Raw genomic sequence first — 19,562 nt, 5'->3', positions numbered from 1 at the left:
CTCCAAAGCACGGCCCTCCCGGGACAGGGGCCGTCCGGCCCTTTCCGCTGCCGTTCGGCCGGCCGCGGGGGCCGCGGGGCCCAACTCCCGCGCCGCGCAGACACGTCACGGCGTTGCAATTCATTGCACCCGGTCGGCAGCAAGTTGCACCGCGGTGCGTGTGTGCCTATCGTCTCGCCGCAGAGGCCCTGTAAGTGGGCCAGAGGGGGTTGACCATTGTTCGTCATCGCTCGTGCCGCTACTCCGTCCACCGGTGAGACACCGTGCCGTCCCGCGCCAAGGAGCCGGCATGGGCACTGACCGGAACAGTTCGCTCTCCAGGAGCTCACGCCAGCGGCTCCCTTTCCTCGTGTCCCCGGCACACCAGCCGGTCAGCCAGACGCTCCACGTGCTCCTTCCGCCCGCCGCCGGGAGAACAGCAGCCGGCGCACAGCCTGTTCCGTTCCGCCTCGGAGGGGCCTGGCAGGTCGGAGAGAGCCTCTACACCCAGGTACAGGACGACTTCACCGGCCGGTTCGCCGTGTTCGCCACCCGCGCCTCGGGGCACGTGGAGCGGGTGACGGGCTACTCCTGGGACATCAACCCCGTCTGGCGCCAACTCACCGGGCCGAGCGCCCCGCGAGCCACCTGGTCCCAGCTGCGCCACGAACACGTCGTCCACGATGCCGCGGCACGGGAAGAGCTCGCCGGCGATGACGCGGAGACCTGCGAGTACCTGACGGAAGGACAGCTCTGTCCGCCGCCGGCCGACGGCTGCGCGGACCACCCTCCCGTCCTGCAGGCTTCGCTCGGGGCCCGGGATCCGCTCGAAGACCTCTGGGAGGAGTCGGCGCCGAGCGGGGGCAGCGTCCAACAGGTGGCGGAAGGAGTCGAGTTGCTGTACTCCCGGGTCGCCCGCTTCCTCGACGGGCAGCATGTCCCGCCGTTACACGAGCGGCCGCACGCCCAACACCCGGACGCCGCCCTCTCCTCCCAGCTCCTGCGGGCGTACGACACCTACAGCAGCGCGCTGGTGCTGCAGTGCGCACCGCAGGCCGCATGGTTCGGTGCCTGGGCGTACGGGATCGCCGAGGAGTTGGTCTGGCGGAGCAGACTCGGGACTGCCCGCAAGGAAGCCGAACGGATCATTCGCCGGTCCATGCAGTACCTGTCGTACGAGAGCCTCGACCTGTCCTCGACCGTGGTGGCCTGTGCCGGGTTCCGCTCCGCGTACGACGAGACGCCGGGCTACTGACGACTCGATCCGCGACGGCCGGGGAGGCGGCCACCGCTTCATCCGACGCGTACGGGGAGTTGCCTGAGCGCATGTGACCTGAACGAGGCCCGCCACTGCAACGACTCGGCGGGCACGGCGAGTTGCACGTTCGGGAACCGCCGGAGGAGGGTGGCCAGGGCGGTGCCGATCTCCAGCCGGGCCAGGGCGGCTCCGGGGCAGTAGTGGAGTCCGTGGCCGAGGGCGAGGTGTGCCACGTCCGCGCGGCGGATGTCGAAGCGGTCCGGCTCTCCGTAGCGGTCCGGGTCGCGGTTGGCGGAGGCGAGGCAGAGCAGCACCGTCTCGCCGCGAGGGATGGGCACGCCGCCGATCTCGATCGGCTCGGTGGGAAAACGGCGGATGGCCATCTGGTTGGGGTGGGCGAAGCGGAGGATCTCCTCGACCGCCCCGGGCATCAGGTCCGGCCGGGAACGCAGCAGCGCCAGCTGTTCGGGGTGGCGCAGCAGTGCCAACAGGCCGCTGCTGATGAGGTGTTGGGCGTTCTCGCTGCCGGCCATGAGGATGAGGAAGGCCAGTGACACCAGCTCGTCCTCGCTGAGCCGGTCGCCGTCGTCGCGGGCGTCGATCAGCGCGGAGAGCAGATCGTCGCCCGGGTGCGCGCGTCGGGTGGCGATGAGGTCGAGCAGGAAGTGGTGGATACGGTCGATGGATTCGGCGGTGTGGCCGGGGTGCTGGGGGGCGAACATCGCGCTGACCCACTCGGAGAACGGGCGGCGGTCGGCGGGCGGGACATCCAGCAGGTCGCCGATGACGACGAGGGGAAGCGGGTTGGCGAACTCGCTGACCAGGTTCGCCTGCCCCAACGCCGCGAGGTGGTCGGCGAGGTCTTCCGCGGCGGCGGCAATCCGCTCCCGCAGTCGTTCGACCTGACGCGGCGTGAAGCCCTTGGAGACCAGGCGGCGCAGGCGCAGATGGTCGTCCGGGTCGATGTTGAGCAGATTGCGGTCCAGGGCGGCCGGCAGGGAGAAGCCCTGGTAGCCGGTGGTGGAGTGGGCCTTGTTCACCGACAGCCGCAGATCGGTCAGGGCCGCCCGCACATCGCGTTCGCGGGTGACCAGCCAGGCGGAGGAGCCGTCGGGAAGCGCGACCCGGTGCACCGGTCCCTGTGCCCGCAGCCGTGCGTAGACGGGATACGGATCGTTGAAGAAGTCCTGGTCGAACGGCTGGCTGAGGGCCGGCGACGGGATCTGCCGGGTCATGATTTCTCCTGGACGGACGGGCCGGGCACGAAGTCTGCGGCCACGGCGGCGACGACGGGGGACGTCGCGAACGCCCGGGCCATCTTGCGTTGGAAAGCCAGTTCCGCGGCCAGGTCTTCCGGTTCCGCCACCCGCGGCGAGAGGGTGTGCGGGACCGGCTGCCGTTGCGCGGCCCGGGCCTGCACGGCGGCCTTGAGCTGTGCGGCTTCGATCGTGGCCGCCAGGTCGGTATCGGCCAGCCCGGCTGATCGGCCGCGCTGCTCCGCGGCTTCGGCGACGGCGGCGGGGGTCCAGGTGCGAAGGGCCCACTGGGCATCGCGGATCTCGACGAGCCGGCGGTAGAGACGGGTACGCAGTTCCGTGTCGGGCTCCAGATGCAGAACGGGCTCCGGGACGTGCCCGGTGACCTCCCGGTGCAGGGGTGCCAGGTCGCGGTAGGCCCGGCGATCGTCGATCCGCTGCCAGAGGTCGCTGAGGCTGCGGCCCCAGTCGGGGAGGACCCAGCCCAGTGTTTTGGTGAGGGTGGCGATCGTGACGGCGACCTGGGCGAGCGGTTCCCATGCCTGCCCGCTCACGCCGAACTGTGCGGCAACGACGTCCGCCGCGCGGCAGCCGGTGTAGATGAGCGCGAAGGGCAGGGTGGCCGCGATGAGATACAGCCCGCGGCGCATCCAGGGATGCGGGGCGATCCTCGCGTAACGCCAGCCCAGCACGCCGACGTCCACTTGGTTCGCCGCGTACGCCAGCAGATAGATGGTGAGGTAGGCGGGGTAGTACTGGGCACTGTCGATGGCGAAGTCGTCGGGCTTCTCGCCCCGGCTGGTGGCCGCGACGAACAGGCCCACCATGCCGGCCAGGACCAGGGCGAGCGCGATCAGGCGCGGCCTCGCCTTGCGCCAGGCGGTGGGGGCTTCATGACTCAGGTGCAGCAGGACGACCTGCTGGCAGGCAGTCAGCAGAATGACGCAGCTCTGCGTCAGCAGGCCGGAGAAGTTGACGACGCCCACGGCCTGGCTCGTCGCCACCCATACGACGGGTGTGGAGACGGTGTAGGTGATGGCCAGGAAGAAGAAATTGCCGACGAGGGCGACCTGGGTGACGGAACGGTCGGTGCGCAGCACGCGGAGCTTGTAGAGGAGTGCCAGGAAGGCTATTGCGGCGCACAGGGGATAGAGAACGCTATTCATTGCTCCCTCGGAAGGCGGGGTTGTCCAGCGCACTGAGCCGGGCGGCGAGTTCTTGCATTTCAGGGGGGACCGGCCGGACCTGCTCCGTCGTCCAGGTGCCGATGCGGCGGCCGATCAGCGTGCCGATGTACTCGGCCTCCACCTCGGCCGATGACTGTGAGTGCTCCCGTCCGAGCGTCCGCCGGATCAGGTCGGGATCGAGCGAGGGAAGGAGGAGCCGGGACGCTTCGGGGGTGAGCACGGGGGTGGCTTCGTGGTCGCAGATGAGGTGTCCCAGTTCGTGGAGGACGACCTGCTGCTGGTGGACCGGGGCGAGCCGCTGCTCGTAGATGACGTACTCCGCCCCTGCCGCGGAGACCCACAGGCCGTCCGGGCTCCCCAGTGGCAGGGGGAAGGGCATGAGCTGGATGGGACGCCCGGAGAGCCGGCTGAGGTGCTCGCACAACGCATCGACCGACAGCTTCTTGCCGACGGGCAGCCCCAGCGCGTCGACCCGTCGTTCGCACTGCTCACGCAGCCATATCGCCTGCAGGTCCCCGCCCTTGCGTCGCCAGCGCATCACTATCACGACTGAGTGTCGTCAGGGAGGTCTTGTCTGGGCAGGTCCTCAAGGGTCGCGCGGGCCGCCTCGGCGGTGCTGACCAGATGCGTGATGAGGTGGCTCAGCTCGTTCAGGGAGGAACCGGCCGGCGGTCCCGCAGGCGCCGACTGCCGCAGGGCGACGCTCTCCACCCGTTGGCTGCGCATCTTCTTCAGCCACTCCAGCTCCGAGTTGACCTGGTCGAAGACCTGGTCGTCCAGGAAGTAGCCCACGCGGGAGATCCCAAGACTGTGCGCCACTTTGACGAGGGTCTCGACGGTCAGATTCGTCCCGTCCACGGACTCGGCCGACGCCAGCGTCCGCTTGGAGATCCCGGCACGTTCCGCCAACCCGGCCATGGTGAAGGGACCCTCGGGATGCTGCTGGCGGATGTACCGCAGCCGTCGGGCAATGGCGGTCTTCGTGGCCTGCATGGTCTCGTCGAGACCGGCCGACGCGTCTGCTGAATTGGCGAACTCTCGGTGATCCAACCCTCATCCCCCTCCGACAACACCTGCGCTACAGGGTGACACGTACCGAAAGTGCCCTCCGCAGGGGGCGCCGAGCTCCGAAGGCGGTCGTGGGGGACGAGCGTGCACGAACCGGCGCCGTCTGCTGCGCGTGAGCGCGCGCCGGTGGAGCGCCTCCAAGGGTGTTTCCCGGGCAGCACACCTACGGTTTGGCGGAAAGCCAGCTGGGGCGTGGCTGAAAGTCGCTCGACGGCACGGAGCCATGGCCGGAAAACTCCGCGGTCCGCTTCACCACTGGCCGATCCGGCCGGGCGGCTCCTACATCGGGTCGGCTGCTCGGCCCCTCCGTACGAAGCGCAGCATTCCGCCGCCACCGGTGGCGACCCCGCCGACGGGCTTGCGCGCGGAGCGGGAGAAGGGCGGCGTGTCCGGTCGGCAGGTCGCTCCGGCCGGCGGGAGGCGGCCGTCGATCAAGTAGCGGCTCTCATGGGCGTTGACGCAACTGCTGGGGTTGACCAGTGCGGTGTGCCCGTATCCGCGGTGGGTGAGCAGCCGGGCGTGGGCCAGCTCCTCGGCCATGGCCTGTGCGTCCCGGTACGGGGTGGCGGGGTCGTAGGTGGTGCCGACCACCAGGACCGGGTGTGCCGTCGGCTTGTTCCACGGGCCGCGATAGCGGTTCGCCGCTACGGCGGGCCAGGGGGCGCACCCCGCGGTGGCCCACGTCCAGAAGCGTCCGGCGTCGCCGGCACGGGCGGCGCTTGCCTCCTCCAGGGCGTGGTAGGCGTCGGGGTCGCGCGGGTTGGGGCTCTCGGCGCACACCACCGCGGCGGCCTGTTCCTCGCCCAGGTAGGGATGGGGATGCGGGACCGGTGGTGCGGGTGGGAGGGGGGACCGTCTTGGGACGCGGCCTTGCCACAGGTCCTGCAGTCTCCCGGCGAGCTCCGGCCATCCGGGATGAACGACGTAGAGGCTGTTCACCACGTCGCCGACCGTGCCCGCGTAGGTCCACCTGCCCACGGGACGCTTCCGCAGCCGCCGCATCAGCTGGTCGAACTTGTCCCGGGTCGCCTTCGGGCCACCGGCGGAGAAGGGGCAGTGACTGGCGGTGGCGGATCCGCACAGGGTGAGGAACTGGTCCAGGGTTGCCGCCGCGCTGCGGTCCGAGCCCATGCGCAGGAAGGTGGTGAGTCGGGGTGCCTGGTCGGAGGCGTCATGGGTCCAGGCCGGTGGGTCGATGTTGCTGTCGAGGACCATGGCGCGGACCTTGCCGGGGAAGAGATTGGCGTAGGTGGCGCCCAGGATCGTGCCGTAGGAGATCCCCTGGTAGGTGAGTTGTGACTCCCCCACGGCTCGGCGAAGTTGGTCGAGGTCGCGAGCGGTGTCGGCGGTCGACACATGGCGCAGGAGCTCGGGGTCACGCCGCTGACAGCGCCTGGCCAGGTCCTGGTACGCGGCGGTGAAGGCCGTCCGCTCCTGCTCGCCCACCGGGAAGCCCGCGGCCTTGCTCGCCCTCCAGTCAGCGGCTTCCCGGGGACTGGCGAAGCAGTTCACGGCGGTGCTGTTGCCCACCCCGCGGGGATCCCAGCTGACGATGTCGAACCGCTCCCGCACCTCGCGCGGGAAGGCCCGGTAGGTCTGTGGCATCTGCACCGTCCCGGGCCCGCCGGGGCCGCCGGGGTTGAAGAACAGGGTGCCGATGCGCCGTCCGGGGCCGGTTGCCTTCCGTCTGATGACCGCCAGCTCGATGGCTCGGCCACCTGGGTGGCCGTAGTCCAGGGGCACCTGCGCGGTCGCACAGTCGAACTCGCTGCCGCGCACACAGGGCCTCCAGTCCAGCTGCGGGGCGGGCACCGAAGGTGTGGGCATTCCGTCGGCCGCGGTGAGGTCCTGCCCGATCAGTACGTTCGAGCAGGTCACCAACGCGGCCAGGGCAACGACACCATGTCGGCGGCGTGCTACGAACCGGGGTATGCGGGGCATGGCCGTCTCCGTCCGTCCTTCTCCATGGCGGAGCGCCCCAGACCACCGGGCCCCGAATCCCGACACGCGCCCGTGTCCACGACACTACGATTCGGCGGCGGGCGCGCGTCAGCGCCCCCGGACGGCCCAGTCCGGGGGCATGACAACAACGACGAACCGTACGGCGGACGACAGCGAACCGCCGTACGCCGGCCGAGCCGGAGCCTCAGCCGTCGGCCAGGGTGCGCTCCAGGAGGGGAAGCAGGCAGTCCCAGTGGCGCTTCAGCCCGGAGGCGCTGAAAGCGTCGGTGTCGGACATGGTGAAGCCGTGGACGGTGCCGGGGTAGATCTCGGAGGTGTGGTCCACGCCTGCGGCGTCCAGGGCCTGGTTGAGTTCGCCGAGGTCCTCGGGCGTCAGGTCGGTTTCGGCGTGGCCGAAGTGGACCTGGGCGGTGAGCTTGGAGAAGCTGTCGGGCCCGTCGGCGCCCACAGGTCCGTGGAATCCGGCGACGGCGGCCACCTGGCCGGGGTGGGCCGCGGCGGTGCGCACCGCCAACAGGGCGCCTATGCAGTAGCCGGTCACCGCGACCGGCCCGGCACCGACCTCCGGCTGGGCGGTGAGGAACCTGAGGTAGGCGTCGGCGTCGCTCAGGACCCGTTCGGTGGTGTGCGCCTCGATCAAGGGCATCAGCTGGGTGACGAGCGCGGACCGGGCCTCTTCTCCGATGTACGCGGGAAGCTCGACCACCGGCGCCGGGCCGTGCCGGTAGAAGAAGTTGGGGACGAGCACGTAGTACCCGTGCCCGGCCAGTTCGCGGGCCAGCTCCCGCACCACGGGCCGGATGCCGAAGCCGTCCGCGTACATCAGCACGCCTGGGTGCCGCTCAGCACCGTCAGGGAAGGCGACGAAAGCGTCGGCCTGACCGTCAGGGGTGGGAATCTGCACTGTCTTGGTGGGAATGACGAATCTTCCTTCCGGGAGTTCGCTCAACGAACGTTAGGCGCACTAACGGCGTTGGCACGAGCGAACGTACATCGTTAGTGGGACTAACGCAATGGATAGGATGGGCGCCATGACCAGAGCCGAAGCCGTGGACACGCCCGACGACGGCGCGCCCGAGACGCCCGACAGACTGCGTCGACGGGCGAGCCGACTGTTGTCGCAGCTGACCACTCGGTCGGACCGGCTGATCAACGAAGGGCTGGCCCGGGCCGACGCCCGCAAGTGGCACTACGCCGTGCTCGCCTCGCTGCAGGAGTGCGGGCCCGGCAGCCAAGCGACGCTGAGCCGGCGCAGCGGCATCTACCGCAGCGACATGGTCAGCGTGCTCAACGAACTGACCGAGCGTCAGCTCGTCGAGCGGGCGCCGGACCCCGACGACCAGCGCCGCAACATCATCACGATCTCCCCCCAAGGCCGCCGTCATCTGCGCCGGCTCGACAAGGTCCTGGACGACCTCCACGACGAACTGCTCGCGCCGCTGAACCCGGCCGAACGCGACCAGTTCGTGCAGCTGCTCACCCGCCTGCTGGACCACCACTCCCGGACCTCCTGACCCCGGCCGGCGGCATCCGACATCCGGCATCGAACATCCGGCATCCATGCTGCCCTTTTCACGAAGTCCCAGATGTGGACCTCCTCGGACACCGCTGCTCCGGACGACCCGGCGGACCGGTCTCCACCCGGCCGGCCCACAGCGGGTCACGATCCGGGCAGGTCAGCGCCCACCCGGCCACACCGTGGAGAACCCGCGAGCGAGGGAGGCCGTCAGGGCCTGGTAACGATCTCGCCCGCTCAGCCGCGGGCTGGATGGAGTAGCACTGCGTGATCTTCAGGAGACGTGGTCGTTACCGCGACGAACCCGACACAAGATCGGGACGAGCACAGGAGGAAACAGCACCGTGAGAAAAATCGGTCGGATCGTTTCGGTGGCTCTTGGCGCGGGCGCGCTGGTGTTGTCGGCAGTCGGCGCGGCGAGTGCTGAAGGCGGGCGGTCGGCGTACGACCCGTTCGGGCTGGGTCATCGCCAGTGCGGCGCCCCGTCGTTCAGTCTGCTCTTCCCCAGCCGCAACGACTGCCGCACGTTCCTGTTCATCGACAATGAAAGGTTCACCGACGCCCACAGGCGCTACTCCCGCTTCGACTTCCACCAGCGCCTCGACGGCAGCACCATTTCCGGCGACTTGATCAATGACCTGGGCGGCCGCGGAAGAGGCCGCGGCGGCCGTTAGGTCCTGCCCGACGGTCCACGGCCGGGCCGTGTGCGACTCCGTCCAGGTGGTGCAGGGATGAGCGTCGAACGATTCACCACAGCGTGATCGACGGTCCTCCCTTCCTGAAGCGGACGCCACCCGGGGCCGGAGCCTGGCCGGGACACCTCAGCCACACCGGCGAGGACATCGACACCTGCCTCGTCGTGGCGCGCGAAACGGTGCGCCGGACGGACGGTTACCGCCCGCCCGGCGCACCGCCCCCGCATACGGACCTGCGCGCTGCTAAGCCGTCCGGGCACCGCCCCGGGCGTCACCGCCGTGCTCGTGCCCACAGGCGTCGTCGAGGCCGTACGTCTCCCAGGACGGGAACGGGTCGCACAGCCGACCGGCGGAGTCGCCGTCGTTGAGGAGGCAGGCGGTGAGCCGTTCGGCCAGCGCCTCTTTGCGCAGGCCCGTGCCGATGAACACCAGCTCCTGCGCCTGCTGATCCCCGCCGCGGACACCGGCCGGCTCGAAGCGTGCGACGACGCCGGCCTGGGACCACAGCCCGGTGACCGCGGGCCGGGTGGCGAGCCGGAAGAAGCCCTTGGAACGCAGGATGTCGCCGTAGACACCGCCGTCCAGGTCTTCGGTGACGAATCGCCACAGTCGATCGGGATGGAACGGGCGAGCGGAGCGGAAAACCAGGCTGGAGATTCCGTACTCCTCCGTCTCCGGGACGTGATCACCGTTGAGTTCGGCGACCCAGCCCGGGGCCTGCTGGGCCTTCTCCACGTCGAAGCGTCCGGTCCCGAGAACGCGGGCCGGGTCGATCCGCCCGTGACTGACGGGCACGATCTCGGCGGCGGGGTTCAACCGGGACAGCGTGGCTCGCAGCCGCTCGGCTTCCGAATCGGCAACCAGATCGAGCTTGTTGAGAACGATGACGTCGGCGAACTCGACCTGGTCCATCAGCAGATCGCTGACCGTGCGCTCGTCGTCCTCGTACTGGTCGAGGCCCCGCTCCGTCAGTTCGTCGCCGTGCGCCAGCTCGGGAAGGAAGTTGGCCGCGTCCACGACGGTGACCATGGTGTCCAGGGCCGCGACGTCCGCGAGCATCGCACCGTCGTCGCGCGCGAAGGAGAACGTGGCGGCCACCGGCATGGGCTCGGAAATCCCGCTGGACTCGATGAGCAGGTAGTCGAACCGGCCCGCGCGGGCGAGCCGCTCCACCTCCTCCAGCAGGTCGTCCCGCAGCGTGCAGCAGATGCAGCCGTTGGTCATCTCCACCAGCCGCTCCTCGGTGCGGGACAGCGCCGCTCCCCCGCCCCGCACCAGCGCCGCATCGATGTTGACCTCGCTCATGTCGTTCACGATGACCGCCACGCGCAGTCCCGCGCGGTTGTGGAGTACGTGATTGAGCAGCGTGGTCTTGCCGGCGCCGAGGAATCCGGACAGCACGGTGACGGGCAGACGGCGGTGGGACGGGACGGCGGGTGCTGACACGGTCCGGCTTCCTTGTTCGTACGGAGCGGGGTGGGGGTGGAGGGCGACGAGGGCAGACGGCCGTCAGTTCTTCTCGGGGAGCGGCAACAGCCCTCGTTCGTAGGCGCGCACGAGTCGTCGGGGCACCTGGTACTCGACGCCGTCGATGTGGATCGGGGCGAGCTCCGGAGTGCTCGCCTTCCACTGCGCGCGGCGGTGGCGGGTGTTGCTGCGGGACGTCTTGCGCTTGGGTACGGCCACGGTGGAAACCTTCCGGGAGGCGAGGTGGAGCACCGAAGCTACATGAAAACGAATGTCGTGCGCAAAAACGCTGCCGGTTCCATTGAACGCGGAGGAGGGGTTTGGGCGGCGGCCGCCGGTTACCTGCCCGGGGCCCCGTTGATCCCCGGTTGCCTGTCGGCAGCACGGTCGGCGAGCGCGCGCAGTTCGCCGGCGTAGGTGGCCCAGACATCGCGGGCGAGGAAGTGGCCGACCCCGGGCAGGGTGCGCAGTCGGGCTCCGGGGATGGCCGCGGCGATGTGGCGCGCGGCCGCCACCCGCAGGAGCGGGTCGCTCTCGCCGTGCAGGACGAGGGTCGGCGCGGCGATCCGGGCGAGCCGGCCGCCCTGCCACTTCGCGCCGATCTGGCGGCTCTGCGCCACCTGGTCGCGGAAGCTGGCGACCTGGTGCGCCGCTTCCTTGTCCACGAACTCGCACACATCGCGCTCGTCGATGTGCTGGTCGGTCGCGGCCAGGATGCGGGCGATGGCCACGGCCAGGTCCAGGTCGCCCTGAGGTGTCTGGGGGTAGTGGAGCCGGGCGAAGCGGGGCAGACATGCCGGGCGCAGGTAACGCAGCACGCTCAGGCCCTTCGCGTCGCTGGGGACCGCCGAGGAGGTGGCCAGGCTGAGGACGCGCTTCGGATGGCGGATCGCGGTGCGCTGTGCGACGAGCCCGCCCAACGAGTGGCCGAAGAGGTGGGCGCCTTCCCAGCCGAGGGCATCGAGGACGGCGACCGCGTCGTCGGTGAGGTCCTCGGCGCTGTAGGCCGGAGCTTTGCGGTGCAGCAGGGCCTTGACCGGCGGGCCGACGCGCCGGTTGGGCAGGTGACTGGATTCGCCCGCGTCGCGCTGGTCGTAGGCCACGACATGGAAACCGCGGCCGACCAGTTCGGCCACCAAGCCGTCCGGCCACCAGAATCGTGAGGCCCCCAGGCCCATGACCAGCAGCAGCGGGTCGCCGCCCGTGCCGCCAAGGTCTTCGAAGGCGATCCGGATCTCGTCGTTGTGCGCGAAGCGCGGCATCGCGTCCCTCCCCTTCACAAAACCGTTTCGCTGTTCGCATACGATGTTCGCGAACGACGTATGCGAACACCGTATGCGATGGGTAGGCTGGTGGCAACGTGGGAGGTGGCAGTGGCAGAACAGCAGGAGCCGGTGATCTGGATGCGGCCGGAGCAGGCGCCGGTCGGACGCCGGGCCGAGCGCAGCCGTGCCGAGATCACCGCCGCCGCGGTGGAACTGGCCGACCGGGAGGGCCTGGAGGCCGTCTCCATGCGCCGCGTCGCAGCAGTCCTGGGGACCGGCGCTGCCTCGCTCTACCGCTACGTGGCCACCCGCGACGAGCTGCTCGACCTGATGACCGACAGCACCGCGAGCGAATACCACCTCGCCGCTCCCAGCGGCGACTGGCAGGCCGACCTGCTCACCCTCGCCCGCCAGGCCCGGCAGATCATGCACCGTCACCCATGGCTACCCGCCATGGTCATGGGCCGCCCCACCCTCGGCCCCCACGGGATCGACCTCCTGGAGCACGTGCTCGACGTGCTCGCCGACCACCCGGCCGACCCCGCCGCCAAACTTGAGGCATTCGCCCTCATCAGCGGCTTGACCGCACTGTTCGTCCAGAACGAAAGGGCGGCCACGGACACCAGCGCCACGCGCCGGTCCGCCTACCTACGCCACGTTGCCGCCACAGGAAGCCACCCCCGCATCACCGCCTTGCTCGCCGCTTCTCCGCCCGACGGCAACCCCCGCGATCGGTTCGACGTCGTGGTGGTCCGAGCCCTGACCGGCGTGCTGGGCTGACTTGGTCGCAGTCGGCCATACTCCTCGGCGAGCTCCCTGACCCTGGTTCTGGTCCTGTCCAGGCAAGGGCAGGTCAGGTCAGCTGCCCAGCAGACGAGCCGTCGCACCGGCCGCGGTGGAACAGAGGAACAGCAGGCAAGCACAGGCGGCATGCCGCCTGAGCAAGGCGCGGCGCAGTGCGGCGTAGCGGGCCTCGTATTCGCCGCGCAGGCGCTTGGCCCGGTCGGCGGTGGCCTGGAGCGCCTGGCGTGTCAGACCGAGGCGCTGCTCGGTGTAGTGGCGGGCGAGCTCTTCGGCCTGCCCCGTCGTGAGCCAGGTCAGACGCGCGCAGAGAGCTGCGGCCTCGCGTCGTGCCTGCTCACGTTCGGCTTGCGCAAGGAGATAGCCCTCGACCTCGTTGGCGAGTGCGGCGCTCTGCCGGTCCAGCGGTGCCCCTTGACGGCTCGGGGAGGTCACGGCCGGTCGCCTTCATGTCCGGGTGCTTCCACCGCGTCACGTTTGCCGAGGTACGCCGCGTGGTCCTGTTCGGCGATCTCGGGGTGGTGCAGGTCGAACGCCGGGGATTCGCTGCGGATCCGCGGCAGGGTGAGGAAGTTGTGCCGCGGCGGCGGGCAGGAGGTGGCCCATTCCAGCGAACGACCGTAGCCCCACGGGTCGTCGACGCCCACCGGCGTGCCGTACTTGGCGGTCTTCCAGACGTTGTAGAGGAACGGCAGCATCGACAGGCCCAGCACGAACGAACTGATCGACGAGACCGTGTTCAGGCTGGTAAAGCCGTCGGCCGCCAGATAGTCCGCGTAGCGCCGCGGCATGCCCTCGGCGCCGAGCCAGTGCTGGACGAGGAAGGTGCCGTGGAAGCCCACGAACAGCGTCCAGAACGTGATCTTGCCCAGGCGCTCGTCGAGCATCTTGCCGGTGAACTTCGGCCACCAGAAGTGGAAGCCGGAGAACATCGCGAACACCACCGTCCCGAAGACCACGTAGTGGAAGTGCGCCACCACGAAGTACGAGTCGGACACATGGAAGTCCATCGGCGGGGAGGCCAGGATGACACCGGTCAGACCACCGAAGAGGAAGGTGACGAGAAAGCCGATCGCCCAGAGCATCGGCGTCTCGAAGGACAGTGAGCCCTTCCACATCGTGCCGATCCAGTTGAAGAACTTCACACCGGTCGGCACGGCGATGAGGAACGTCATGAAGGAGAAGAACGGCAACAGCACGCCACCGGTGACGTACATGTGGTGCGCCCACACCGTGGCCGAGAGGCCGGCGATCGAGATGGTCGCGGCCACCAGCCCGATGTAGCCGAAGATCGGCTTGCGGGCGAACACCGGGATGACCTCGGTGACGATGCCGAAGAACGGCAGGGCGATGATGTACACCTCTGGATGGCCGAAGAACCAGAAGAGGTGCTGCCACAGCAACGAGCCGCCGTTGGCCGGGTCATAGACGTGGGCGCCGAATTTGCGGTCCGCCTCCAGGGCGAACAGCGCGGCGGCCAGGACCGGGAAGGCCAGCAGGACCAGCACACCGGTCAGCAGCACGTTCCAGGTGAAGATCGGCATCCGGAACATGGTGAGACCCGGGGCCCGCATGCAGATGATGGTGGTGATGAAGTTGACCGCGCCCAGGATGGTTCCGAAGCCGGAGAAGGCCAGGCCCATGATCCACATGTCGGCGCCGACTCCCGGGGAGTGGGTCGCGTCCGACAGCGGGGAGTAGGCGAACCAGCCGAAGTCGGCCGCGCCCTGCGGGGTGAGGAAGCTGCCCACCGCGATCGTCGAGCCGAACAGGTAGAGCCAGTAGGCGAACATGTTCAGCCGTGGGAATGCCACGTCGGGCGCGCCGATCTGCAGCGGCATGATCCAGTTGGTGAAGCCGGCGAACAGCGGCGTCGCGAACATCAGCAGCATCACCGTGCCGTGCATCGTGAATGCCTGGTTGAACTGCTCGCTCGACACGATCTGCAGGCCCGGTCGGGCCAGTTCGGCGCGCATCACCAGCGCCATCAGCCCGCCGATGAGGAAGAACGCGAAGGACGTCGCCAGGTACAGGGTGCCGATGGTTTTGTGGTCGGTGGTCGTCAGCCACCTGACCACGACGTTGCCCGGCTCTTTGCCCTTGAGCGGGATTTCGTTTTCGTACGAGTCCTCGGCTGCCGCGGCACCGTGGGGTTCGTTGCGGATGCTCACTGGTGGGTCTCTCCCGATGCTCGCGGTTGGCTCGCCAGTCAGTCGCCATCCTGGCCGCGGCAGGAGCCGGACAGCCGTCTTCAGCGGTCGAAACGCCGCCAATGGGATGCGGTCATGCCCTGACTGGAGTACTCAGGGCCTTGTCGTCGCAGATCGAGGCGGTGCCGGTGGTGAAGGCGGCGCGGGCCGCGGCCAGGTAGGTGTGCTCGATGCCTCACGCCTCCAGGCGGCTCAGCGCTTGCATGGCCTCGCGTTCCAGACGTGAAAGAGCGCCAAGGATCGTGCCGGCCTGCAGGAGGAATGCTGTCTCACCCGATTCGCCGGCCCTGGTGATCAGGGCTGCCACCTCCGTCCACAGGGTGGCCGCCTCCGTGTACAGCCCCAGGCCGGTGCGCAGACGGCTGCTGTCGTGCAGTTCGGTGCACTCGGCGAGGAAGTCGCGGTAGAGGTTGCGGAACAGGGCGCCGCCGGTGCCGGCCTTCTCCATCAAGAGCGCGGTCTGCGGGAGGTCCCGTTGCGGGGCGTCGGTCCGCTGGAGCCAGGTGGGTACCAGCTTGCCGGCCTTCTCGATGCCCCGGTGGCCGAGGTTGGCGATGGGCGGGTTGAGGAAGGCGTCGGCGCAGGCGGTGATGGCGGGAACGATCCGGCCCTGTGGGGAGGGCAGGTCCCTCGGGGCGGTGAGGGTGAAGGAGCGGTGCTTGGCGGTCATCGGGCCCCGCGCGGCCCTGGCCTGGGCGAGGCTGGTCAGGCTGGTGGATACCGCTCCGCCTTGCTGGTCGGTGTCCACCAGGTAGGCGGCGTGCTCGTCATAGCCGTACATGGCGACGACATGGCCGCCGAAGTGCACCTTCGAGGCGAAGTAGTCCAGGTGGTAGCAGTCGAGCTGCAGCCCGACGGGGTGGCCGGCGTCGAGGGGGGTCGCCACGTTCTCCCAAGCCCTGCGGGGCGAGGTGGTCTCCTGGACCTGGAGTTGCAGCCCGAGTCCGGTGGCCAGGGTTCTGGTGAGGTCGAAGGGCTTGACCCGTCCCCCGAGGAAGGGGAAGCCCATGTTCTTGCTGTCCCAGTAGATGAAGGACAGACCGGAGCCGAGGCCGAAGAGCATGGGCTCGGACAGATCGAGTCCTTGGTGCCGTAGCAGTACCCCCAGAGCTGTCGTCTCACAGTGCTGCGTACCGCGGGCATCGATGTCTCTTACGGTGGTCATGCCATAGCTTCCTCCACCACAGCGGCGGCTCCCCCCTCTTTTCGAAGTTCGGCGCCGCCCCTGTGGTGCGTGAGGGTTCGCTTCATCGGTCCGGCTCGGTCCGGTCCGGTCCGGTCAGACGAAGTCGATGCGTTCCTCGCTGATGGGATAGCCGACCCTCGCGAAATGTGCCGCCATCGGAAGGTTCGACTGGTCGGTGGCAGCCGCGATGCGCGTCGCGCCCCGCGCCACCAGGTCGTGGGTGCACTCGATCAGGAGGTCTCGCGCATAACCGTTGCCGCGCTGCTCAGGCACGACCCCGATGAAGCCGATGCAGGGGCCCGAGGGATTGTGGGCGGGGACATGGAGGCCCGCCAGTTCGCCGGCCGGCGTGTAGGCCAAGCGCCACCAGTCGCGCGGGGAGGGCATCCAGCTGAGGATCCTCAAAAGCTCCTCGACGGCGCCATCCCTGCCGTATGTCGCGATGTCGTTCACGTCATGAGCGTCCAACGAGCCCTCCTGGATCCGGCGCACCACGCCGCGCAGGACGTCGTCGTCCGGCTCCGGCCGGTACGCCAGGCGCCCGGTGCGCTGGGGCAGCGCGCAGTCGGAGGTCCAGCTGTAGCGGTAGCGCTCGACCAGCTTCCGCAGGCCGGCCGCCTCCGCTGCGGCCGTTCGGGCCTCCGCTGCCGCCCGCACCTCCGGCTTCTCGCGCCAGTCCGGCGGCAGCAGCAGGCTGTATTCGGCGTGCAGCGGGGCGGTGCGCAGCAGTTGGACAGCGGCCTCGGCATCGGTGAAGTCGAACCAATCGAGGGCGATGGGCTTTTCGTCCCCCGGCTTGGCCCACCAGGCTGCGCGGGCGACCACGACGCCGTCGCGCAGGGCGACCCAGGTCCATTCGGGCCGGTACTGACCGCCGTCGGCGATCATGCCGTACACGTCGCCGAGGACGGCGCGGCCGACGAGGCCGGGGTCGGGCAGCGAGGCGAACAGGGGCGTCTCGCCCGCGATGAGCGGACGAATGACCAGTTCAGTCATGGATGAAACAGTCCTTCGGGAGAGTGACGCGCTCCCGAGTCAGACCAGCAACGCCCGGTGGACGGGGCGGGAGCGCATGGTTGTCGCGATCGGCATCGCTCTCGCCTCCTTCCTTGTGGTCATGGGCGTGCGCTCAGCCTAGGCGAGGCCGCTCCCGGACGTCCATCGAATTCCCTCCAGGGTTCGCCGCCTCGTAGTTGCTGTCGGCCGCGGGAGCTACGGCGCACGCCTCGCCACGCTCGATCGGTTGCCCTCGTGATCGATTGAGGACAGAGGCTGACCTATATAAGCCTTAGCGTGGTCTCACCGACGCAACAGGAACACCCGAAAGGCAGCGACCATGAGCAGCAACGAACAGGCCATCCGTGACCAGGCAGAGCGTCCGGCCGTCAGCGGCGAGCGCGCCGAATGGCTTGAGGCACTGGACAAGCACCGGGGCTTCCTCCGCTTCACCACGCGTGACCTCACCGACGAGCAGGCCAGGCTGCGGGCCACCGCCAGCGAACTGTGCCTGGGCGGCCTGATCAAACACGTCACCGCGGTTGAGAAGAACTGGGTCGACTTCATCCTGACTGGTCCTTCTGCGATGCCGGACTTCACGGCGATGACCGAGGCCGACTGGGCCAGTCGTGCAGACGGCTTCCGGCTGCTGCCCGGTGAGACGCTGGCCGGTGTGCTGGACGACTACGCGGAAGTGGCCCGCCGGACCGATGACGTGGTGGCCACTCTGCCCGACCTGGGGGCCTCCTGGCCGCTGCCGAAGGCCCCCTGGTTCGAGGCCGACGCCCAGTGGTCGGCCCGCCGGGTACTGACGCACATCATCGCCGAGACCGCTCAGCACGCCGGCCACGCCGACATCATCCGCGAGTCCATGGATGGCGCCAAGAGCATGGGCTAGTGCAGAGCGGGCGGGGACGGACCCTCATGCGGGCCCATGAGGGGGACGCCCATGACGTGACTCAGCAACGCTGGTCATGGGCGCTCCCACCTGCTCGGTGGTCATGGCCAGCAGGAGCAGCGCGTCGTGTTCGGCGGTGCCGGGCGCGGCCTGATAGACGAGCATGCGCTGGCCGTCATCGGCGATGCCGAGTATCTCGTTGGCCAGGGTGAGCGGGCCGATGACCGGGTGCTGGAACGCGGTCTGACCGCCGCGCTTCACCCGGACGTCGTGCCGGCGCCACAGCGCGGCGAACTCACCGCTGGCCGCGCACATTTCGGTGATCAGGGCGGCGGTCCGCTCGGGTGCGGTGACCTCGGCGGTGTGGAGGTGCGCCACGCAGTTGCCGGCCACCCGGTCCCAGTCGGCGAAGACCGTCCGCGCGGCCGGGTGCAGGAAGGTGTACCGGATCGTGTTGCGCCGGGCGGGGGGCCAGTCGTCGAGCCCCGGCATCAGGGCCAGGCCCTCCGGGTTGGCGGCCAACACGTCGTTGACGTCACTGAGTACGTACGCCGGGCCGGGCCGGAGCGATTCCAGCAGCAGTCGCACCGCGGGGCGTACGGGCTGCGGCTCGACGGGCCGCCGCCGCGGCGTCCGCCCGGCGGCGCGGTCGGCCAGGGCGAGCAGGTGAGTGTGCTCGTCGTCGGTGAGCCGCAGGGCTCGGGCCAGTGCGTTGAGCACCGCGTCGCTGGGCGCGGTCTCCCGGCCCTGTTCGATGCGGGTGTAGTAGTCCATGCTGACCCCGGCGAGCGCGGCCAGCTCCTCGCGGCGCAGTCCGGGGGCCCGCCGGGCGCCCGGCCCGATGGGCAGACCGACGTCGGCCGGGCCGATCCGCCCGCGCCGGATCCGAAGGAACTCAGCCATCGCGTTCACGCCGTCGAGTGTGCCATCGGGGAGCCGTTCCTGGGTGGCCGTATCGCACCCAGGAACCGCACGGCCTTCCCGGCCCGGCAGCGGACGGCGGAACCTCGGCTCATGACTGACGCACTCATCATCGGAGGCGGCTCCGGCATGGGCCTGGCCCTGGCCCGGACCCTGCTGGCCGAGGGCATGGACGTAACGATCGCCGGCCGGTCCGCGGACCGGCTCGGCGCGGCGCAGGCGGAGTTGGAGCGAGCCGCAAGGGGAAAGGTCGGCACGGTACGGGCCGACATCGGGCGCGAAGAGGAGGTGGCCGAACTGTTCGCCGGGGTGGGGCGGGTGGAGCATGTGGCGGTCACCGCGATGGACGCGAGCGGGGCCTACGGCCGGACCGCCGAGGTCGCCTCGGCCACCGCGAGGTCCGTTGTGGACACCAAACTGCTCGGGGCGTGGCTCGTGGGTAAATACGCAGCAGGCCGGGTGACCGGCTCGATCACCTACACCTCCGGCATCAACGCCTACCGGCCGAACGGTTCCAACACGATCGTGGCCGCTGCCAACGGCGCGCTCGCCTCGCTGACTTACGGGCTGGCGATCGAACTGGCCCCGGTGCGGGTCAATGTCATTTCACCGGGCTGGGTGGACACCCCCATCTGGGACCAACTCGGCATGGACAAGCAGGCGGCGTTCGCCGAGCTGGCCGGACGGCTCCCGGTCCGGCGCATCGGCACCCCCGACGACATCGCCCAGGCATTCGTCTCGGTGATGCGCAATGGATTCGTCACCGGGACAGTCCTGCATGTCGATGGCGGCCACCGCCTCATGTGAACCCGCACCGGCGCCGCCGCCCGTCTCGCGGTCGGCGCCGCGTCATGTCTGTGAAGGGACGCATCATCCCTGGTTACGGCGGACGTGGTT

General features: G+C 69.5%; 19 protein-coding genes and 1 pseudogene. 6 read left to right on the top strand and 14 right to left on the bottom strand.

What is annotated here, in order from left to right:
* Window positions 1-349: 349 nt before the first annotated feature.
* Window positions 350-1,234, top strand: coding sequence for a hypothetical protein (locus tag AB0E02_RS00450; RefSeq protein WP_362134358.1), 885 nt, complete (start codon window positions 350-352; stop codon window positions 1,232-1,234).
* Window positions 1,235-1,272: 38 nt separating this feature from the next.
* Here AB0E02_RS00450 and AB0E02_RS00445 read toward each other — a convergent pair whose 3' ends face one another.
* From AB0E02_RS00445 to AB0E02_RS00420, 6 genes are all read right to left on the bottom strand, one after another.
* A complete protein-coding gene (locus AB0E02_RS00445; protein WP_362134356.1) occupies window positions 1,273-2,472 on the bottom strand; it encodes a cytochrome P450 in 1,200 nt (399 codons plus the stop codon).
* On the bottom strand, window positions 2,469-3,659 hold the full coding sequence (locus AB0E02_RS00440; protein WP_362134354.1) for an MAB_1171c family putative transporter: 1,191 nt from the start codon (window positions 3,657-3,659) through the stop codon (window positions 2,469-2,471). Before AB0E02_RS00440 ends, AB0E02_RS00445 begins: the two co-directional genes overlap by 4 nt.
* A complete protein-coding gene (locus tag AB0E02_RS00435; protein WP_362135520.1) occupies window positions 3,652-4,218 on the bottom strand; it encodes an ImmA/IrrE family metallo-endopeptidase in 567 nt (188 codons plus the stop codon). Before AB0E02_RS00435 ends, AB0E02_RS00440 begins: the two co-directional genes overlap by 8 nt.
* Window positions 4,219-4,223: 5 nt before the next feature.
* Window positions 4,224-4,730, bottom strand: coding sequence for a helix-turn-helix domain-containing protein (locus AB0E02_RS00430; RefSeq protein ID WP_362134352.1), 507 nt, complete (start codon window positions 4,728-4,730; stop codon window positions 4,224-4,226).
* A gap of 297 nt (window positions 4,731-5,027) precedes the next feature.
* Window positions 5,028-6,689 (bottom strand): alpha/beta hydrolase, encoded by a 1,662-nt coding sequence (locus AB0E02_RS00425; protein ID WP_362134350.1) that lies wholly within the window; start codon window positions 6,687-6,689, stop codon window positions 5,028-5,030.
* A gap of 205 nt (window positions 6,690-6,894) precedes the next feature.
* Window positions 6,895-7,629 carry a dienelactone hydrolase family protein gene (locus AB0E02_RS00420; RefSeq protein ID WP_362135518.1) on the bottom strand — a complete coding sequence of 245 codons (735 nt, stop codon included), beginning with the start codon at window positions 7,627-7,629 and terminating at the stop codon, window positions 6,895-6,897.
* A gap of 112 nt (window positions 7,630-7,741) precedes the next feature.
* On the opposite strand from AB0E02_RS00420, the gene AB0E02_RS00415 reads away from it, so the two are divergent.
* Window positions 7,742-8,224 (top strand): MarR family winged helix-turn-helix transcriptional regulator, encoded by a 483-nt coding sequence (locus tag AB0E02_RS00415; protein WP_362134349.1) that lies wholly within the window; start codon window positions 7,742-7,744, stop codon window positions 8,222-8,224.
* Window positions 8,225-8,570: 346 nt separating this feature from the next.
* Complete coding sequence (locus AB0E02_RS00410; protein ID WP_051822940.1) at window positions 8,571-8,900, top strand: hypothetical protein; 330 nt, start codon at window positions 8,571-8,573, stop codon at window positions 8,898-8,900.
* Window positions 8,901-9,164: 264 nt separating this feature from the next.
* Here the strand turns inward: AB0E02_RS00410 and AB0E02_RS00405 are convergent, their stop codons facing one another.
* The 3 genes from AB0E02_RS00405 to AB0E02_RS00395 form a co-directional block, all read right to left on the bottom strand.
* Entirely contained in the window at window positions 9,165-10,367 is a 1,203-nt protein-coding gene (locus AB0E02_RS00405; RefSeq protein WP_362134346.1) for a GTP-binding protein, read from the bottom strand.
* A 63-nt stretch (window positions 10,368-10,430) separates the two neighbouring features.
* The gene (rpmF, locus tag AB0E02_RS00400) at window positions 10,431-10,607 is read right to left on the bottom strand and encodes a 50S ribosomal protein L32 (RefSeq protein ID WP_362134344.1); all 177 of its coding nucleotides are present in this window, start codon (window positions 10,605-10,607) and stop codon (window positions 10,431-10,433) included.
* Between the two features lie 119 nt (window positions 10,608-10,726).
* Window positions 10,727-11,650 (bottom strand): alpha/beta hydrolase, encoded by a 924-nt coding sequence (locus AB0E02_RS00395; RefSeq protein WP_362134342.1) that lies wholly within the window; start codon window positions 11,648-11,650, stop codon window positions 10,727-10,729.
* Window positions 11,651-11,761: 111 nt separating this feature from the next.
* Here AB0E02_RS00395 and AB0E02_RS00390 point away from each other — a divergent pair, with 111 nt between their 5' ends.
* Window positions 11,762-12,433 carry a TetR/AcrR family transcriptional regulator gene (locus AB0E02_RS00390; protein WP_362134340.1) on the top strand — a complete coding sequence of 224 codons (672 nt, stop codon included), beginning with the start codon at window positions 11,762-11,764 and terminating at the stop codon, window positions 12,431-12,433.
* A 78-nt stretch (window positions 12,434-12,511) separates the two neighbouring features.
* Here AB0E02_RS00390 and AB0E02_RS00385 read toward each other — a convergent pair whose 3' ends face one another.
* The 4 genes and pseudogenes from AB0E02_RS00385 to AB0E02_RS00370 all read right to left on the bottom strand — a co-directional run bounded on the left by AB0E02_RS00385 (window position 12,512) and on the right by AB0E02_RS00370 (window position 16,846).
* Entirely contained in the window at window positions 12,512-12,889 is a 378-nt protein-coding gene (locus AB0E02_RS00385) for a hypothetical protein (protein WP_362134338.1), read from the bottom strand.
* Between the two features lie 74 nt (window positions 12,890-12,963).
* Window positions 12,964-14,625 (bottom strand): annotated as a pseudogene (ctaD, locus tag AB0E02_RS00380) (cytochrome c oxidase subunit I); the annotation flags it as partial.
* A gap of 214 nt (window positions 14,626-14,839) precedes the next feature.
* Window positions 14,840-15,829, bottom strand: a complete 990-nt coding sequence (locus AB0E02_RS00375; RefSeq protein WP_362134336.1) for a BtrH N-terminal domain-containing protein — start codon at window positions 15,827-15,829, stop codon at window positions 14,840-14,842.
* 114 nt (window positions 15,830-15,943) lie between these two features.
* Window positions 15,944-16,846, bottom strand: coding sequence for a GNAT family N-acetyltransferase (locus tag AB0E02_RS00370; protein ID WP_362134334.1), 903 nt, complete (start codon window positions 16,844-16,846; stop codon window positions 15,944-15,946).
* Window positions 16,847-17,186: 340 nt separating this feature from the next.
* Between AB0E02_RS00370 and AB0E02_RS00365 the strand changes: the two genes are divergently transcribed.
* Window positions 17,187-17,744: a DinB family protein gene (locus AB0E02_RS00365; protein WP_362134332.1), complete on the top strand. Its 558-nt coding sequence runs from the start codon at window positions 17,187-17,189 to the stop codon at window positions 17,742-17,744.
* 24 nt (window positions 17,745-17,768) lie between these two features.
* Here the strand turns inward: AB0E02_RS00365 and AB0E02_RS00360 are convergent, their stop codons facing one another.
* Window positions 17,769-18,647 (bottom strand): helix-turn-helix transcriptional regulator, encoded by an 879-nt coding sequence (locus tag AB0E02_RS00360; RefSeq protein ID WP_362135516.1) that lies wholly within the window; start codon window positions 18,645-18,647, stop codon window positions 17,769-17,771.
* A gap of 111 nt (window positions 18,648-18,758) precedes the next feature.
* Between AB0E02_RS00360 and AB0E02_RS00355 the strand changes: the two genes are divergently transcribed.
* On the top strand, window positions 18,759-19,472 hold the full coding sequence (locus AB0E02_RS00355; RefSeq protein WP_362134330.1) for an SDR family oxidoreductase: 714 nt from the start codon (window positions 18,759-18,761) through the stop codon (window positions 19,470-19,472).
* The last annotated feature ends 90 nt before the right edge of the window (window positions 19,473-19,562 follow it).

This window comes from Streptomyces sp. NPDC048196 (assembly GCF_040652715.1).
Classification (GTDB): Bacteria; Actinomycetota; Actinomycetes; order Streptomycetales; family Streptomycetaceae; genus Streptomyces; species Streptomyces siderophoricus.
The sequence above is the reverse complement of the archived record's forward strand: the minus strand, read 5'-3'. Positions and strand labels throughout refer to the sequence as shown.

What these genes read in the sequence shown, in the direction of transcription:
- AB0E02_RS00445 (WP_362134356.1), bottom strand. Translation starts at nt 2,472, where the DNA reads ATGACCCGGCAGATCCCGTCGCCGGCCCTCAGCCAGCCGTTCGACCAG.
- AB0E02_RS00440 (WP_362134354.1), bottom strand. Translation starts at nt 3,659, where the DNA reads ATGAATAGCGTTCTCTATCCCCTGTGCGCCGCAATAGCCTTCCTGGCA.
- AB0E02_RS00435 (WP_362135520.1), bottom strand. Translation starts at nt 4,218, where the DNA reads ATGCGCTGGCGACGCAAGGGCGGGGACCTGCAGGCGATATGGCTGCGT.
- AB0E02_RS00425 (WP_362134350.1), bottom strand. Translation starts at nt 6,689, where the DNA reads ATGCCCCGCATACCCCGGTTCGTAGCACGCCGCCGACATGGTGTCGTT.
- AB0E02_RS00415 (WP_362134349.1), top strand. Translation starts at nt 7,742, where the DNA reads ATGACCAGAGCCGAAGCCGTGGACACGCCCGACGACGGCGCGCCCGAG.
- AB0E02_RS00395 (WP_362134342.1), bottom strand. Translation starts at nt 11,650, where the DNA reads ATGCCGCGCTTCGCGCACAACGACGAGATCCGGATCGCCTTCGAAGAC.
- AB0E02_RS00375 (WP_362134336.1), bottom strand. Translation starts at nt 15,829, where the DNA reads ATGACCACCGTAAGAGACATCGATGCCCGCGGTACGCAGCACTGTGAG.
- AB0E02_RS00370 (WP_362134334.1), bottom strand. Translation starts at nt 16,846, where the DNA reads ATGACTGAACTGGTCATTCGTCCGCTCATCGCGGGCGAGACGCCCCTG.
- AB0E02_RS00365 (WP_362134332.1), top strand. Translation starts at nt 17,187, where the DNA reads ATGAGCAGCAACGAACAGGCCATCCGTGACCAGGCAGAGCGTCCGGCC.
- AB0E02_RS00360 (WP_362135516.1), bottom strand. Translation starts at nt 18,647, where the DNA reads ATGGCTGAGTTCCTTCGGATCCGGCGCGGGCGGATCGGCCCGGCCGAC.
- AB0E02_RS00355 (WP_362134330.1), top strand. Translation starts at nt 18,759, where the DNA reads ATGACTGACGCACTCATCATCGGAGGCGGCTCCGGCATGGGCCTGGCC.